16 protein-coding genes are annotated in these 16,031 nt (G+C 68.4%); 11 read left to right on the forward strand and 5 right to left on the reverse strand.

Translation table 11 applies throughout. From position 1 onward, the window contains the following. The first annotated feature begins 197 nt into the window (after positions 1-197). The 3 genes from FHY06_RS06740 to FHY06_RS06750 all read left to right on the forward strand — a co-directional run bounded on the left by FHY06_RS06740 (position 198) and on the right by FHY06_RS06750 (position 3,484). The gene (locus FHY06_RS06740) at positions 198-683 is read left to right on the forward strand and encodes a GFA family protein (RefSeq protein ID WP_184604010.1); all 486 of its coding nucleotides are present in this window, start codon (positions 198-200) and stop codon (positions 681-683) included. A gap of 124 nt (positions 684-807) precedes the next feature. Next, positions 808-2,184 (forward strand): chromate efflux transporter, encoded by a 1,377-nt coding sequence (gene chrA, locus FHY06_RS06745; RefSeq protein WP_184604012.1) that lies wholly within the window; start codon positions 808-810, stop codon positions 2,182-2,184. A gap of 52 nt (positions 2,185-2,236) precedes the next feature. Further along, complete coding sequence (locus tag FHY06_RS06750; protein WP_184604013.1) at positions 2,237-3,484, forward strand: MFS transporter; 1,248 nt, start codon at positions 2,237-2,239, stop codon at positions 3,482-3,484. Positions 3,485-3,535: 51 nt separating this feature from the next. Here FHY06_RS06750 and FHY06_RS06755 read toward each other — a convergent pair whose 3' ends face one another. Continuing rightward, positions 3,536-4,591, reverse strand: a complete 1,056-nt coding sequence (locus FHY06_RS06755) for a DMT family transporter (RefSeq protein ID WP_184604014.1) — start codon at positions 4,589-4,591, stop codon at positions 3,536-3,538. 237 nt (positions 4,592-4,828) lie between these two features. On the opposite strand from FHY06_RS06755, the gene FHY06_RS06760 reads away from it, so the two are divergent. The 6 genes from FHY06_RS06760 to FHY06_RS06785 all read left to right on the forward strand — a co-directional run bounded on the left by FHY06_RS06760 (position 4,829) and on the right by FHY06_RS06785 (position 10,762). Then, positions 4,829-5,407: a dihydrofolate reductase family protein gene (locus FHY06_RS06760; RefSeq protein ID WP_184604015.1), complete on the forward strand. Its 579-nt coding sequence runs from the start codon at positions 4,829-4,831 to the stop codon at positions 5,405-5,407. 51 nt (positions 5,408-5,458) lie between these two features. Next, positions 5,459-6,385 carry a LysR family transcriptional regulator gene (locus FHY06_RS06765; protein ID WP_184604016.1) on the forward strand — a complete coding sequence of 309 codons (927 nt, stop codon included), beginning with the start codon at positions 5,459-5,461 and terminating at the stop codon, positions 6,383-6,385. Positions 6,386-6,563: 178 nt separating this feature from the next. After that, positions 6,564-7,514, forward strand: a complete 951-nt coding sequence (locus FHY06_RS06770) for an N-carbamoyl-D-amino-acid hydrolase (RefSeq protein WP_184604017.1) — start codon at positions 6,564-6,566, stop codon at positions 7,512-7,514. Beyond that, the gene (cuyB, locus tag FHY06_RS06775) at positions 7,511-8,242 is read left to right on the forward strand and encodes a cysteate racemase (RefSeq protein ID WP_184604018.1); all 732 of its coding nucleotides are present in this window, start codon (positions 7,511-7,513) and stop codon (positions 8,240-8,242) included. The genes FHY06_RS06770 and cuyB overlap by 4 nt, the downstream gene beginning before the upstream one ends. Positions 8,243-8,300: 58 nt before the next feature. After that, positions 8,301-9,287 carry a Bug family tripartite tricarboxylate transporter substrate binding protein gene (locus tag FHY06_RS06780; protein ID WP_184604019.1) on the forward strand — a complete coding sequence of 329 codons (987 nt, stop codon included), beginning with the start codon at positions 8,301-8,303 and terminating at the stop codon, positions 9,285-9,287. Beyond that, on the forward strand, positions 9,287-10,762 hold the full coding sequence (locus FHY06_RS06785; protein ID WP_184604020.1) for an N-acyl-D-amino-acid deacylase family protein: 1,476 nt from the start codon (positions 9,287-9,289) through the stop codon (positions 10,760-10,762). The genes FHY06_RS06780 and FHY06_RS06785 overlap by 1 nt, the downstream gene beginning before the upstream one ends. A 145-nt stretch (positions 10,763-10,907) precedes the next feature. On the opposite strand, the gene FHY06_RS06790 is transcribed toward FHY06_RS06785, so the two are convergent. Both FHY06_RS06790 and FHY06_RS06795 read right to left on the reverse strand, forming a co-directional pair. Next, positions 10,908-11,924 carry a patatin-like phospholipase family protein gene (locus FHY06_RS06790; RefSeq protein WP_184604021.1) on the reverse strand — a complete coding sequence of 339 codons (1,017 nt, stop codon included), beginning with the start codon at positions 11,922-11,924 and terminating at the stop codon, positions 10,908-10,910. A gap of 252 nt (positions 11,925-12,176) precedes the next feature. After that, positions 12,177-12,581 carry a RidA family protein gene (locus tag FHY06_RS06795; RefSeq protein ID WP_132798429.1) on the reverse strand — a complete coding sequence of 135 codons (405 nt, stop codon included), beginning with the start codon at positions 12,579-12,581 and terminating at the stop codon, positions 12,177-12,179. 153 nt (positions 12,582-12,734) lie between these two features. On the opposite strand from FHY06_RS06795, the gene FHY06_RS06800 reads away from it, so the two are divergent. Next, a complete protein-coding gene (locus FHY06_RS06800; RefSeq protein WP_184604022.1) occupies positions 12,735-13,661 on the forward strand; it encodes a LysR family transcriptional regulator in 927 nt (308 codons plus the stop codon). Here FHY06_RS06800 and FHY06_RS06805 read toward each other — a convergent pair. Beyond that, positions 13,642-14,121, reverse strand: a complete 480-nt coding sequence (locus tag FHY06_RS06805; protein WP_184604023.1) for a DUF4188 domain-containing protein — start codon at positions 14,119-14,121, stop codon at positions 13,642-13,644. The genes FHY06_RS06800 and FHY06_RS06805 overlap by 20 nt on opposite strands. A gap of 263 nt (positions 14,122-14,384) precedes the next feature. Between FHY06_RS06805 and FHY06_RS06810 the strand changes: the two genes are divergently transcribed. Continuing rightward, complete coding sequence (locus tag FHY06_RS06810) at positions 14,385-15,215, forward strand: HDOD domain-containing protein (protein ID WP_019651937.1); 831 nt, start codon at positions 14,385-14,387, stop codon at positions 15,213-15,215. 30 nt (positions 15,216-15,245) lie between these two features. Here the strand turns inward: FHY06_RS06810 and FHY06_RS06815 are convergent, their stop codons facing one another. Continuing rightward, positions 15,246-15,992 (reverse strand): tRNA-uridine aminocarboxypropyltransferase, encoded by a 747-nt coding sequence (locus FHY06_RS06815; RefSeq protein WP_184604025.1) that lies wholly within the window; start codon positions 15,990-15,992, stop codon positions 15,246-15,248. Positions 15,993-16,031: the final 39 nt, after the last annotated feature.

The following is a 16,031-nucleotide window of genomic DNA, read 5'->3' on the forward strand; positions in this document are numbered from 1 at the left end:
CGCCTAAAAGAGGTTCGAACGAAAAAGCCGCAGACCAAGTGCGGTAGCTGCGGCTTTCGTCGCAGGATGTCAGCGGGCTGCTAAACCCGGCCTCGCTCATCACGAGGCGGGGGCAATGTAAGCGCTGTAGATGACGCACGTCAAGCTGAGCCCCCGGCCCGTTCGCCCATACTCGCGGCTTCACACAGGAGGTTGGCGTGAGCATTCAGCGTACTGGAGGATGCGTCTGCGGGTCGGTGCGTTTCGTCGCCCATGGCGAGCCTGCTCGCACCTTGCAGTGTCACTGCAGGTTCTGCCAGCGGATGACCGGCTCGACTTCTTACGCGCAGTCGACGTATCCGATGGAAGCGGTGCGGTTCTCGGGCGAACCGATGGCACGCTACTCGCACAGATCGGAAACCAGCTCGAAGCAGGTGCACGTTCATTTCTGCCCCAGGTGCGGAACCACGCTGTCGCTCACATTCGAGCGCTGGCCGGAGTTCCGGGCGATTTCCCGGGGCGCCTTCGACGACCCGAACTCCGTTTCGATCAGCACCCACATCTGGACCAGCTCGGCGCAGACGGGGGTGATGCTTCCCCCGGGAACGGACTGCTTTCAGCTTGCCCGAGCCGACCTGGCCGGCTCGCCACAGACGCCGGAGTGCTTCGACACACCGAGGTTTGCGCGTGGAAGCGATGCGTGACGCCGCAGGGCGCTTCATCGCGCTTTTGCTCTGCTACGATTGTTTCCCCGGGAAAACAGCCTCCCGCTCTGCAAAGAAAGACGGTGTCCCGTCCAAGCGCTGGTGACTCACAACGGAGCCTTCCGTGGACACCGCCTTGCCCGACACTTCTTCCCTCGCGCCTTCCGCGCGCCCCGAGCCGATCTCCTTCTCCGAAGCCTTCCGCTTCTGGCTCAGGCTCGGCTTCATCAGCTTCGGCGGCCCCGCCGGACAGATCGCGATCATGCATGCCGAGCTGGTCGAGCGGCGGCGCTGGATCAGCGAGAAGCGTTTTCTGCATGCGCTGAATTTCTGCATGCTGCTGCCCGGCCCCGAGGCGCAGCAACTGGCCACCTACATCGGCTGGCTCATGCACCGCACCTGGGGCGGCATCGTGGCCGGCGCGCTGTTCGTGCTGCCCTCGCTGTTCATCCTGATCGCGCTGTCGTGGATCTACCTGCGCTTCGGCAACTTGCCCGTGGTCGCGGGCATCTTCTACGGCATCAAGCCGGCGGTCACGGCACTGGTGCTGCATGCGGCGCACCGCATCGGCGGCCGCGCGCTCAGGAACCGGTGGATGTGGGGCATCGCGGGCGCGGCCTTCCTGGCGATCTTTGCCTTCGACACGCCGTTTCCGGCCATCGTGCTTGCCGCCGGTCTCATCGGGTACTTCGGCGCGCGATGGGCGCCCGGGGTCTTCGCGCTCGGCGGCGGCCATGGCGGCGCGACGCAAGGCTACGGCCCCGCGCTGATCGATGACGACACGCCCACGCCGCCGCATGCACGCTTCTCGCGCCGGCAGCTGCTCAAGGTGATTGCCTTCGGACTGGGCCTCTGGCTGCTGGCGATGGGCATCCTCGTCGCCGTGCTGGGAACCGAGAGCACGCTCGCGCAGATGGGCTGGTTCTTCACCAAGGCGGCGCTGCTGACCTTCGGCGGCGCCTACGCGGTGCTGCCCTACGTCTACCAGGGTGCCGTCGAGCACTACCAGTGGCTTTCGGGCGCGCAGATGATCGACGGACTGGCGCTCGGGGAAACCACGCCGGGGCCGCTGATCATGGTGGTGGCCTTCGTGGGCTTCGTCGGCGGCGGGCTGAAGCAGGTGCTGGGGCCTGACTCGCTCTTCCTGGCGGGCGCCCTGGCTGCAACGGTGGTGACCTTCTTCACCTTCCTGCCCTCCTTCATCTTCGTGCTGGCCGGCGGCCCCGCCATCGAGGCCACGCATGGCAGGCTGGGCTTCACCGCGCCGCTGTCGGCCATCACGGCGGCAGTGGTCGGCGTGATCCTGAACCTGGCGCTCTTCTTCGCCTACCACGTGCTGTGGCCCAAGGGCTTCGGCGGCCATTTCGACGCGGTGTCGGCGCTGATCGCCGCGGCCGCGGTCGTCGCGCTGTTCCGGTTCAAGGTCGGGGTGATGCCGTTGCTGGGCGCCTGCGCGGCCATCGGGCTGGCGGTGACCTTGGCGCTGCCCTTGCTGCGCTGAAGGATTCGGCATGCCCCTCCGAGCCCCGGCAGGAGCCGAACCGGCGAGCCCCATGCCCCGACCACGCCGCGGCCTCGCGCGCCTGCTGCCCTCCGGGGTCGATCCGGGCGCCCTGCCGCTGCTCGTCGCGCGGGGCCTTCGCGCCTTCGCCGATGGATACATGGCCGTGCTGCTGCCGGCCTACCTGCTGTCGATAGGGCTGGGAACGCTGGAGGTCGGCATCGTCAGCACGGCGACGATGCTGGGCTCGGCGCTCGCGACGCTCGCGGTCGGCGCGTGGGGATATCGCTTCGCGGCGGGGCGCCTGCTTCGCTGCGCCGCCCTGCTGATGGCCGCGACGGGCATAGGCTTCGCCGGGCTCTCCTCGTTCTGGCCGTTGCTGGTCGTGGCGCTGGTCGGCACGCTCAACCCCAGTTCAGGCGACGTCAGCGTTTTCCTTCCCCTGGAGCACGCGCGGCTGGCCAGCGCGGCGCAAGGCCACGCGCGCACGGCCCTCTTCGCCCGCTACAGCCTGCTCGGCGCCTTGTGCGCGGCCCTGGGTGCGCTGGCTGCGGCGGCGCCGGACTGGCTGGTGCGGCACACGGGACTCGGGCGGCTCGATGCACTGCGCGGGATGTTCGTGGTCTACGCCGCCATCGGACTGATCGTCTTCTGGCTCTATCGGAACCTGCCAACACAAGCAGGCGCGGGCAGCACTGACAGCATGCCCGTGGCGCCAGCTCCGCTGGGCCCCTCACGCCGCGTGGTGATGCGGCTGGCCGCCCTCTTCAGCATGGACGCGTTCGCCGGCGGGCTCACGGTCAACGCGCTGATGTCGCTCTGGCTGCTGGAGCGGTTCGGCTTCTCCTTGACCCAGGCCGGCGTGTTCTTCTTCTGGACCGGTTTGCTGAGCGCGGCATCGCAACTGGCAGCGCCCGCGGTGGCGCAGCGCATCGGCTTGCTCAACACGATGGTGTTCACGCACCTGCCTGCCAACGCCTGCCTCGTGCTCGCCGCGGTAGCGCCGAGCCTGCCGGTCGCGCTGGCCCTGCTGATGATCCGCAGCTCGCTGTCTTCGATGGACGTTCCCACGCGAACGGCCTATGTGATGGCGGTGGTGACGCCTGCCGAACGCAGTGCGGCCGCGAGCTTCACCGCCGTGCCGCGAAGCCTGGCCGCGGCCATCAGCCCGACGCTCAGCGGCGCGCTGTTCGCAGCGGGCTGGATCTCGCTGCCGCTGGTCGCATGCGGACTCCTGAAGATCACCTACGACCTCACGCTCTGGCGCGCGATGCGGCGTGACCGGCTGGAGGGGGACTGAGCGCAGCCGTGGAGGCACGAAGCCCTCCCGGAACACGACGATCAGGTCGCCTCAATGGATGTGCTGGTGATGCACATCGGGAACGTGGGAGTGCGCGTGGCGCATCGGCTCGTGCACATGGGAGTGGCTGTGCGATCCCACGGGAAGCACGTCGTGCGTGTGGTCGTGATGGCCGTCGTCATGGCGGTGCGCGTGCTCATGCTCAAGGCGTTCGTGCTCGTGCTCGTGGCCGTGCGACTCCGCCAGGTGCAGCGTCACACCCAGCATCATCAGGGTGCCGCCGGCGGCCATCGCCCAGGTTCCGCTGCGATCCCCCAGCGCGACGGAGAAGGCTGCGCCGATGAACGGTGCGAAGGCGAACACGGAGCCCGTGCGTGCCGCACCGAAGGCCCGCTGGGCCAGAAGGTATAAGCGCAGGCTCAACCCATAGCCACTCGCACCGATCGCGAACAGCGCAACTGCGGCGCCCCACGCCGGCATGGGCTCGCCGAGCAGCCATGCGAGAACGGCCGTCGCTACCGTTCCCATGGCCGCCTTGCCCAGCACGACTTGTCCCGGGTCGCGTTCAGCCAGGGCGCGCGAAAGCGTGTTGTCAGCCCCCCATGCGGCGGTGGCGAGCAACACCGCGAGCAAACCCCACGACTGCATGGCGCCGCTGCGCCACTGGTCCAGCACCAATGCGACGCCGCCAGCCAGCAGGAGCAGCATCGCGGCCCACACGCGCCGGTCCATCGTCTCCTGATACAGCAGACGCGCGAGCAACGCCGTGAACAGCGCCTCCAGCGTCAGCATCAGCGAAGCGCTGGCGCCGCTGGTGTGCTGGAGCCCCCAGGCCAACGCCACGGGCCCGAGCACGGCACCGAAGGCGGCCATCGACAGGAGCCGCGGAACATCGCCCCGCACCACGCGAGCCTCTCGCTCCATGCGTTGACGCGAAGCCATGCCGATGGCTGCCGCGCCCGCGTACAGCAACGCGGCCGTGGTGAATGCACCCAGCCCCTTGCCGAAGTGCTGGACCAGCGGCGTGCTGACGCCGAAGAGAAGCGCCGCAAGCAGCGCGAGCAATCCGCCGCGTGCGGCAGGCAAGGAGAAGTGTTTCGCCGTCATGGGATGCCTGGTTCATCGTGAAGCGAATGGCTGTCCGCTCGTGGCGTCGGACAGCCTCGGCCATGGCAGAGATTCCTGAATGCCGGGAATTCATGCTCCTGGGGTTCCTGGGCGCATTCTCTGCGCACTCTGAAAGCCACGGCGAAGGTTCTGCCGGACGGGTGGAGTTGCGCGAAGGCCGGGAGCAGTTCAGCATCCCCAGTCCTCCAATCCCAACGACCAGATACGGAGACCCGAATGAGAAAGCTCAAGATCATGGAGCACGTGTCGCTCGACGGCGTGATCCAGTCCTCCGGCGAAGACGGCTTCCCCTATGCCGACTGGACGGTGCCCTACCGCACGCCCGCCGGCCGTGACGAGGTGCTCGCCGCACATGGGCAGCGCTTCGACCTGCTGCTGGGCCGACGCACCTACGACATGTGGTCGGACTACTGGCCGAAGGCGCCCGCGGGTCCGATGGCGGACGGCCTCAATGCGGCCACCAAGTTCGTCGTCACCCACCGCCCGGAGAGCCTTGCGTGGGGACCATTCGAGGCAGTCGGCGCCGACGTGGTCGAGGGCGTGCGGCGCATCAAGTCGCAGGCGGGGCCGGACCTCGTGCTGTGGGGCAGTTCCACGCTCACCTCGACGCTGCTCGCGCAGGGACTGGCGGACGCGGTCATGCTGATCGTCTACCCGGTGCTCGTGGGCACGGGCAAGCGCCTGTTCGCGCAAGGGACGCCGGGACGCGCCTTCGAGCTCGTCGGCGCGAAGACGACGCCGTCGGGCCTCTTGCTCAACACCTACAAGCTCGCGGGCGCGTTGAAGGCGGCGTAGCCGGGTGGCAGGTGCAGCATCGGCGGCATGCCGCATGCTTCAGAATCAGGCATGAACCTGCGACAGATCGAGGTGTTCCGCGCGGTGATGATCACCGGCTCGGTGAGCGGCGCGGCACGCCTGCTCCACGTTTCCATTCCGGCGGTCAGCCGGCTGCTTTCTCATACCGAGAGCCGGCTCGGCTTCCTGCTCTTCGAACGGGTGAAGGGCCGCCTGCATGCGACGGCGGAGGCGCGGCGCCTGTATCTGGAAGTCGAGCAGGTCTATGGCGGCGTGCAGCGCATCGGCAGCCTCTCGCACGATCTCGCGCTGCGGCGGCGCACCCTGTTGAGCATCCTCTCGAGTCCGAGCATCGGGCAGACGCTGGTGCCCCTGGCGATCTCTCAGCTGCGCAACGCGATGCCCGACGTGCAGGTCCACTTCCACTGCCTCACGCACGAGGCGTTGAAGGAACGCATCCTGCAGCAGCGGGCCGACCTCGGCATCTCCACCTTTCCGGTCGACCACCCCAACCTCGCGACCAGGCCCCTGGCAAGCAGCCGCCTGATGTGCATCTGCCCGCGCAGCCACCCGCTGGCCATGCATGAGGAAGTCGGCCTGGACGAGTTGCTACCCCATGAATTCATCGGCTATCCGCACGGCTCGCCGCTGGGCCTGCGCATCGACCAGATGTTCGAGACGCGCGATGCGTCCCCGCGCATCAGCGTGGAGGTGACCTCGCCGCAGTACGCCTGTTCGCTGGTGCATGCCGGCGCCGGCATCGCGCTGGTGGACGAGTATTCGCTGCAAGGCTGGCTCGGGTCGCCCTTCAAGGTGATACCGGTGCGCGGCGCGCTTCCGATCGTGGCCGACCTGGTGTATCTGCAGACCGAGCCGCTTTCGCCAGCGGCCCAGGCGCTGCTGCGCGCCCTGCACAGCGTGCTGCTGCAGCGCGGACTGGCGATGCCGTTGGCGGACGACGACGAGATCCTGCGCTGACGCCCCCTGCCGGATGCCTGCGCGCCCTGCGCCGGTGCAGGCGCGCATGCGCGCACCAGCGGGAGGCAGACCTTTAGCACGCTGTTAAACCCGAGCGACAAATCGTCATTCGACGTCGCGCGAGCCGCTTCGAATAATCGATTGCACCGATCACACGGCTGCAACGAAGAAGGTTCAAATGACATCGCGCCCAGGCTCTCCCCCCCGTTTTCTCGGCCTTGCCGTCGCCCAGATGGGCCCGGTCCACCTGTCGGACAGCCGCGAGTCCGTGGTGGCCCGCCTGGTCGACATGCTGCGCCAGGCCCACGGCCGCGGCGCGGAGTTCGTGACCTTTCCCGAGCTCGCGCTCACCACTTTCTTCCCGCGCTACTGGATGACCGAGGAGGAAGCCCGCGAGCGCTTCTTCGAGCGCAGCATGCCCGGCCCGGCGACGCAGCCGCTCTTCGACGAGGCGCGCAGGCTCGGCGTGGGTTTCTACCTCGGCTATGCGGAGCTCACCGAGGACGGCCGCGCCTTCAACTCGGCGGTGATCGTCGGGCGCGACGGCAGCATCGCGGGCCGCTACCGCAAGATCCATCTGCCGGGCCATTCGGAGCACAAGCCCGAGGAGCCCTTCCAGCATCTCGAGAAGAAGTTCTTCGAGGTCGGCGACCTGGGCTTCCGCGCATTCGACACCGATGGCGTGCGCATGGGCATGTGCCTGTGCAACGACCGCCGCTGGCCCGAGACCTACCGCGTGATGGCGCTGCAGGGCGCCGAGGTGGTGGTGCTGGGCTACAACACGCCCTCGCTCAACATCCACTGGAACGAGCCGGCACACCTGCGCACCACCACGCACCTGATCTCGCTGCAGGCCAACGCCTACCAGAACGGCATCTGGGTGGCAGCGGCAGCCAAGTGCGGCTCCGAAGACGGGCACCACATGATCGGAAGCTCCGTGATCGTGGCGCCGACCGGCGAGATCGTCGCGCGCGCCGTCAGCGAGGAAGACGAAGTGATCTGCGTGCGCGCCGACCTGGCGCTCGGCGCGCACTTCCGCGAGCACGTCTTCAACTTCGCCAAGCACCGCCGCCCGGAGCACTACCGCCTGATCGTCGAGCGCACCGGCGCCGGGGATCCGCTGCCATGAGCGGGCAGCAGCCTTCGTCCGCACCGAGGGCCCTGGGCATCCTGGGCGGCATGGGACCGCTGGCGGGCGCGACCTTCGCGCTGCGGATGGTGCAGCTGACCGAGGCCGCCGTAGACCAGGACCACATCCCGACGATCCTGTGCAACGACCCGCGCATCCCCGATCGCTCGAGCGCCATGCTGCAGGGCGGCGAGAGCCCGCTGCCCGCCATGCAGCGCGGCATCCGATTGCTGGAGGCCGCAGGCGCCGGCTGCATCGCGGTGCCCTGCAACACCGCGCACCTCTGGTTCGACGACCTGAAGGGCGCCACCCATCTGCCGTTGCTCAACATCGCCGAGGCGGTGGTGCAGGACCTGCGGGGCCACGGGCTCCTGCAGGGCAAGGTGGGCGTGCTCGGCACGCCGGCCACGCTGGCACTCGGCCTGTACCAGCGCGCGCTGGAGCAGGCGGGGTACGAGGCGATCGTTCCCGCGGCCGACGATGTGCAGCGCCACTGCGTGGCCGCCATCGCTGCGGTCAAGGCCGGGCAGGTCGATGCCGCATGGGAGCCCGCCGCACAAGGCATCCGCGCGCTGGTCGCACGCGGCGCGAAGGCCGTGGTGCTCGGCTGCACCGAGCTTCCGCTGGCGGTTCCGCATCACCGGCGCGGCGAGTTCGACTGCGTGCTCACGGACTCCATCGACGCGCTGGCCCTGGCAGCGATCGCGCACTGCCGCCGGGGGCACTGAGGCGCCCTTCCCGCTCTCCCCTTTTTTACTTCCACGAAATCCACGAAAGCCCCTTCCGATGATCCATCGCAAGTTCTCCCGCCCGATGGCCGTGCTGGCCGCCGCCTTCGGCCTGCTCGCAGGCTCGGCACCGACCTGGGCCGCGTGGCCCGAGAGGCCCATCACCTTCGTCGTGCCCTCTGCGGCCGGCGGCTCGCCCGACGTGCTCTCGCGGCTCGTGACCAACGAGGTCTCGAAGTCGCTCGGCGTGCCGGTGGTCATCGAGAACCGTCCCGGTGCGGCCGGCAACATCGGCATCCTGCAGATCAAGAGCAAGCCGGCCGACGGCTACACCATCGGCTACGGCAACGTGAACACGCTGGCGGTCAACCGCACGCTGTTCAAGAAGCTGCCCTACGACGTGGACCGCGACCTGATGCCGGTGGCCCAGGCCTTCGACCTCTACAACGTGCTGATCGTGCCCAAGGAGTCGCCCATCCACGACGTTGCCGGGCTGGTGGCCGCGGCGCGCAAGCAGCCGGGCAAGCTGTCCTTCGGCGCACCCGGCATCGGCACCACCGGCCACATGGGCGGCGAGCTGCTGCGCAGCATGGCCGGCATCGACGTGCTCTTCGTACCCTACAACGGGGGACCGGCCGCGCTGCAGGACCTGATGGGCGGACGCATCGACTACCTGTTTGCCAACTCTTCCGAGGTCGGCCCGCTGGTCGCGTCCGGCAAGGTGCGCGCGCTCGCGGTGAGCAGCACCAAGCGCATCGCCATGCTGCCCAACGTGCCGACGCTGGACGAGGCGGGCATCAAGGGCTACGAGACCGTGGCCTGGGGCGGCGTGGTCGCACCGCGCGGCACGCCGCGCGAGGTGATCGAGAAGCTCAATGCCGCGATCAACGCCGCGCTGGCCACTCCCAGCGTGCGCGAGGGCCTCGCCAAGCTGGGCGCCGTGCCGGCCGGCGGCACGCCCGCCGACTTCCAGCGCACCATCGACCGCGAGACCAGGCGCTGGGGCGAGCTGATCGAGCACAACCGCATCGAGAAGCTCGACTGATGGCGGGCCCCGCGACTCCATCCGGGCAGCAGCAACAACATCACTTGCTGCTGCTGCGCGGCGGCACGGTGATCGATGGCAGCGGCGCCCCGCCGCGCCGCGCGGATTTGCTGGTCGAGGGCGACACCATCGCGGACATCCTGCCGCCGGGCAGCGAGGTTGCCGGCGCCGGCATCGTCGAGCTCGACGGCCTGAGCCTCGCGCCCGGCTTCATCGACTCCCACACCCACGACGACGGCTACCTGCTGGCGCATCCGGACATGGTGCCGAAGGTTTCGCAGGGCGTGACCACGGTGGTGACCGGCAACTGCGGCGTGAGCCTCGCGCCCGTGCCGCCCGGCAGCCCCCTGCCCCAGCCGCTCGATCTGCTGGGCCCGCCCGAGCTGTTCCGCTATGCGAGCTTCTCCGGCTGGATGGACGCGCTGCGGCAGGCGCCCGCCGCGGTCAACGTGATCCCCCTCGTGGGCCACGCCAGCCTGCGCGTGAGCGCGATGGACGATCTGCAGCGGCCCGCCACGACGCAGGAACGAGGCGCCATGCGGCAGCTGCTGGCCGAGGCGCTGGACGCCGGCGCGTTCGGCATGTCCACCGGCACCTTCTACCCGCCCGCACAGCACGCCACCACGCAGGAGATCATCGACATCGGCCAGACCATGCGGGGCCGCGGCGGCATGGTCTACGCGGTTCACCTGCGCGACGAATCCGACCGGATCGACGAGGCGATCGAAGAGGCCCTGGAGATCGGGCGTGCACTGACGGCGCGCGTCGTGTTCTCGCACCACAAGCTCGCGGGCGAGCGCAACCATGGCAGGTCGGTTCAAACCCTCTCGCGCATCGACGAGGCCGGCGCCATGCAGCCGGTCTGCCTCGACTGCCATCCCTATCCCGCCACCTCGACGATGCTGCGGCTCGACCGCGTGCGGCTGGCGCGCCGCACGCTCATCGCATGGTCGAAGGGCGACCCGTCCGCGCAGGGGCGCGACTTCGCGGACCTGCAGCGCGAATGGGGGCTGGACGACGAAGCCATGCTGCAGCGGCTCGCGCCCGCGGGCGCCATCTACTTCCTGATGGACGAGCGCGACGTGGAGCGCATCCTGGCGCACCCGCGCACGATGGTGGGCTCCGACGGGCTTCCCTTCGATCCGCATCCGCATCCGCGCCAGTGGGGCACCTTCACCCGCGTGCTGTCGCGGCTGGTGCGCGACAAGGGTCTGCTCACGCTGGAAGCCGCCGTCCACAAGATGACCGGACTGGCCGCGAGCAACTACGGGTTGGTCGACAGAGGCCTGCTGCGGCCCGGCTTGCGGGCCGACCTGGTGGCCTTCGACCCGCAACGCGTGACGGACCTCGCCACCTTCGACAACCCCGTCCAGGCAAGCCGGGGCATCGAAGGCGTCTGGGTCAACGGGCAGCGGGTCTGGGACGGGCAGCGCCCCACCGGCCTGCGCCCGGGGGAGGTGCTGCAGCGGCACTGAGCCGGCATTCCTCTTCTATCGATGATGCGCACGACGCAGAAGGCCCGGGTCCTTCCGATCCGAGGCCTGACAAGGGCGAGCGATCGGAAGGAGCTTCAGCGGATGCTCGACGCGTATTGAAAGGCCGCAGCCGCCGGAGCCGGCCTCACTTCCAGTTCGTCTCGACCCAGTCGCGCACCTTCGCCCACTCGGAGGAATTCTTGATGTAGTCCTGCGTCGCGCTCACCAGTTCGCCGACGTTCCTGTAGTCGTCCAGGCCGAAGGGCTGGGCCAGGGGCACATTGCCGCGCATGTAGTTGCCGCCGAGCATCTGGCCGGCCTGGACCGCCGCGAGTTCGGCGGTGGCGTCCATCGTGAGGTTGAGCAGTGCCGTCGCCGGCACGGTGCCGTTGCCGAAGGGCCACAGCCAGTGCGTGACGCCCCAGTCCAGCGGGTTCGGCACCGAGCCGGGCGAGATGCCGACCGGGTTCACGCCGGTGCCCAGCGAGAGCATCAGGATGTCGGAGGTGCCGCTCGCGTAGCCCTGGTAGATCGCCTCCACCATCGCCGTCATCGAGGGGTTGTTGGCGAAGGTGCCGCCGTCGGCGAAGTAGCCGTAGCTGCCCACCTGGTAGGGCGGAAAGTAGGTCGGCGCGGCCGAGGTGGCCAGTGCTGCATCGACCATGCTGATGCCGCGATAGGCGTTGCTCGGGCCGTTGGAGATGGTGCAGGGCTCCCAGCTGTTCTGGCTCGGGTCCCACAGCCGCGCGGAGTTGACCGCCACGAAGCGGCCGGCCGACGACAGCGCGCCGGTGCCCACCAGCTGCTGCGCGACCTGCTGCAGGCCAGTGTTGACGTACTGGCACTTGAAGATGCCCGGGCCGCTGCCCAGCAGCTCCTCGGTCGACTTCGCCGGAGCCTTGTCCTGCTGCTTCGCTTGCGCATCCAGCAGCCAGCCGTTGGGCTTGAAGATGGTGGCGCCGTCGTTCTCGTAGATGTTCACGATGTCGCCGATGGCCACGCCGTTCACCAGGCCCAGCGAGATCAGCCCGCCGGTGGAAGTACCGGCAAAGCCGTTCGCGCCTGCGACGATGCCGAAGCTCTGGTCCAGGTCCTGGATCAGCAACGCCGTGATGACGCCGCGAATGCCGCCGCCGTCGCAGCAGAGAATCTTGAAAGACATGCTGTGCTCCTTGCTCGAGTGGATGGGCGCCGCGACGCCCTCTTTCCATCGAAGGCACCGGGCTTTCAATGCGGGGGTTGCCGGTGAAGCGATCGTTCCCCACGCCGAACGATCGCTGGCTGGACAGCCACGGATCTCTCAGGCGCAATGTGGGTCAATCCGTGCGGCGATGCATCACTCGAACAGGTGAGTTTCGGCCTCCGGGGAGCAGGTCGATCGGGCCGTACAGCCCTCCTCATACAAAGAAAGTCGTCATTCCTGCGTGCCGTCTGGCAGCCTGGCGATGACCTTGATCTCGAACTTGAAGCCGTAGAGCCACGTCACGCCGACGCCGGTAAGCGTGGGGTGCGGCGCATCGCCCCAGTACTCGGGCACGATGTTCCAGACCGTCTCGAAGTTCTTCTCCGGGTCGACGATGAAGACGGTGACGTCGACCACGTCGTCGAAGGTGCAGCCCGCGGCGGCGAGCACGGCGTTCAGGTTCCTGAATGCGAGCCGCGCCTGTGCTTCGAGGTCGGGCTCGGGCGAGCCGTCCTCGCGGCTGCCGACCTGCCCCGACACGAACAGGAAGCCGTTGGAGCGGATCGCCGGCGAGTAGCGGTTCTTTTCATAGAGCGCCTGGCGCCCGGGCGGGAAGACGACGTCGCGTTTGGCCATGGATGCTTTCTTCTTTCTCTTCAATCAATCAATGAACGGAATGAAGGGACTTTAGAAAAGCCAGCCTCGCGGATAAACGGGCAATGCCGACAATGACTGTTTGGGCAGACCAAACAATCGATCGACACTCAAGGCACCTGGGAAAGCGCGCACATGGACCGTTTCGACGCGATGCAGGCCTTCGCCCGCGTGGTGGAGGCAGGCAGCTTCACCAAGGCGGCGGAGACGCTGCACATGAGCAAGACCAGCGTGACCCAGCTGGTGCAGCAGCTCGAAGCCAGGCTGCGCGTGAAGCTGCTCAACCGGACCACGCGCAAGGTCGGTCTCACCGCCGACGGCGCGGCCTACTACGAGCGCGTGGTGCGCCTGCTGGCCGACATGGACGATGCCGAGACCAGCCTCTCGGGCGCATCGGCTTCACCGAGAGGCCGGCTGCGTGTGGACGTGCCCACCCCGCTGGCCCGCACGATCCTTGTGCCGGAGCTTCCGGCGTTCCACGCACGCTACCCCGACATCCAGCTCGACATGGGCGTGAGCGACCGCATGGTCGACCTCATCGGCGACAACGTCGATTGCGTGGTGCGCGGCGGCGAGCTCACCGACCAGTCGCTCATGGCGCGCCATGTGGGAGACCTGCAGCTCGGCGTGTACGCGGCGCCCGGCTACCTGGAGCGCGCCGGCACGCCCCGCGATCCGCGCGAGCTGGAAGACTCGCACCACCGCATCGTCGGCTTCCTGTGGTCGCGCAACGGCAAGACCTTTCCGTATGCGATGCAGCGCGGCGGCGAGCGCATCGAGGTGCAGGGCCGCTACGTGCTCTCGGTCGACGACGGCAACGCCTACCTCGCGGCAGGCCTGGCAGGCCTGGGCGTGCTCTGGCTGCCCGACTACATGGCGAAGGCGCACCTGCCCGGCGGCGAGCTGGTGCCGCTCTTCGAGGACTGGAGCCTAGATCCGATGCCGCTGTACATGGCGTTCCCGCCGAACCGGCATGTGAGCGCCAAGCTGCGGGTGTTCATCGACTGGGTGGTGGAGGTGATGGCGCGGCATGCGCCGGTCGTCACCCCTGCGCCTTCGTAGCCCTCAATCGCGCAGCGGCCGAGCGATGGGCCTCGGCGACGCTCTGGAGGCTGCCGGCGCGGCCGAGGCCGAAGGGCGGCATGTTGACGTAGATGTTCTCGTAGGTGCCTGCAGACACCGCGTAGGTCTCGTGCCAGATGCCGACGGAGCCGTCGGTGCCGATGGCCCTGTTGAAGGCGCGCCATGCCGGGAGGTGCTCGGCCTCCTTGTCCTTGGCATAGGCCAGCAGCTGCTCCATGGAGCGCCAGTACTGCAGCACGAGGATCGTGCGCGAGAACCACAGGTCGGCGTGCAGCAGGCCGCGCTCGGGCTGCTGCGTGAGTTCCTTGAGCATCCGGGGCATGGCCGCCGCGACGGGAAGCCACTTGTGCAGCTTCAGCGGCTGGTTGATGCGCATGCCGATGAGGAAGACGACGAAGTCGCCGTCCAGCCGGGCGGTCAGGCGTTCCGGGTGAATCATGGAAAGGGCCTCCTCGAGTCGTGTTCGGGTGGTGTTCGGGTCGTGTGTCCGGGTCGGCCGGACTATGTCACCGCGGGGCCCGAGCGGCGACCGCCATGCGACGAAACGCCTGTACGTGGCGCCAAGTGCGCCTGGATCAGGGTAATCCCTCCCCCACCGGAATCAGTGGAAATTGCGGATTTGCACTGCTGGAGCCCCCAAATGGCCCATCCGCTGGAGGAAAATCCATTGCATACAAAGGCAATAACACCCTCCACAGCGCCATGAAGACACTCGACGAACTCTTTGCCAATGACGAGTCGCTCCCCACCGTCCCGCGGGTGGTGTCCGACCTGATCGAGATGCTGCGGAACGACGAGGTGTCCTTCGCGGCGGTCGCGAACCGCATCGAGCTCGACCAGGTGCTCGCGGCGAAGGTGCTGCAGATGATCAATTCGCCGCTGTTCGGGCTGCGGCGCAAGATTTCGTCGATCCAGGGCGCGATCCTGATGCTGGGGCTCTCGGCGATCCGCTCGGTGGTCGTGAGTTCGGGCCTGGCGGGCACCTTCAGGAAGGTCGAGGGCGTCAGCCTGCCGGCCTTCTGGGCCCACAGCCTTCGCGTGGCCTCGGTCTCGCGGTACCTGGCTTCCAAGACGCGCCACGTCGACCCGAACCTGGCGTTCACCGCCGGCAGCATGCATGCCATCGGCCACCTGATCATGGCCCAGGCGATGCCCGGCCGGATCGGCGAGCTGAACGCCCTGCACCCCTTCGAGTCGCTCGGTCGCGCGCAGCTGGAGCTGGTCGAGTTCGGCTACCACTACGGCGACGTGAGCGCGTCGCTGGCGCGGCGCTGGGGCTTCGCCCCCGACCTGGTCGGCGGGCTTTCCAGCTTCGTGAGCCCCGACAAGTCGGAGCATGCCGATGCGCTGGGTGACGTGCTGCACCTGGCGGTGTGGCGCGTGGCGCTGGAGCGCCAGGGGGTCGACCTGGGCAAGCTCGAAGGCGGCTGGCCGAGCCAGTCGGCACTCGCGGCCGGCATCACCGAGGACGTGGTCCAGGAAATGCCGGCGCCTCGCGAACTGGCGGCCGAACTGGAATCGATGATCGCCTGACGCCGGCCCGCCCCCCGGCCGGCCGCGGGCTCAGGAATCCTGCGAGGAGACCACCTCGCGCAGCCGCAGGTGCTCGGCGCCCGCCCAGTCGACAGGCTGCTGGTTCTTCGCGCGCAGATAGTGGTGCGAGAACACCGGCAGGTAGGCTTCGAGCGTCTTCCCTGCAGCGCCCTCGCCCGCCAGGTTCATGCACATCGCCGCCACCTCGCTGGTGCAGAAGTGGTCGTCGCGGCCCGAGTTGCGCAGCTTGTACTGCGTGATCTGCTCGGGGCGGAGGCTGAGCACCGGCAGCCGGTCGAGATAGGGGCTCCTGCGGAACATCTTGCGCGCCTCGACCCAGGTCGCGTCGAACAGGATGAAGAGCGGGCGCTTCGCGGCTGCGCCCCCGTGCAATGCCGGCTGCTCGACGCCCTGCACCACCCGCTCCGGCGCGGCGTACTGCCCCGGAAACACCACGTAGGGCTGCCACTGCGGATCGTTCAGCAGCGCCAGCAGCGCGGGATCGACCTCGGTACGGGCCCAGCCGAATGCGAAGGTGTCGGCCACCACGTCGGCAACCAGCCAGCCGGTGTTGGTTGGCTTGAGCGGCTCGATGTCGGCCATGATCAGGCACACGCCCGCGCGTGTCGCAACAGATGGGCGTATGGCGCACATGCAATGGCTGGGCAGCAGGCGGCAGCCCGCACAACGCTCGCGCTTGAAACCGCCGCGGGCGAGAAAGGGCTTGGCGCTTCGCGCCAGGCGGGCGGCGCGAAGAAGGGAAACGGCGTGAGGCATGCGGGGATTCTCCGCGGTGTCGCCGCCCACGCTCTACGC

Source organism: Variovorax atrisoli, assembly GCF_014195185.1.
GTDB lineage: Bacteria > Pseudomonadota > Gammaproteobacteria > Burkholderiales > Burkholderiaceae_C > Variovorax > Variovorax atrisoli.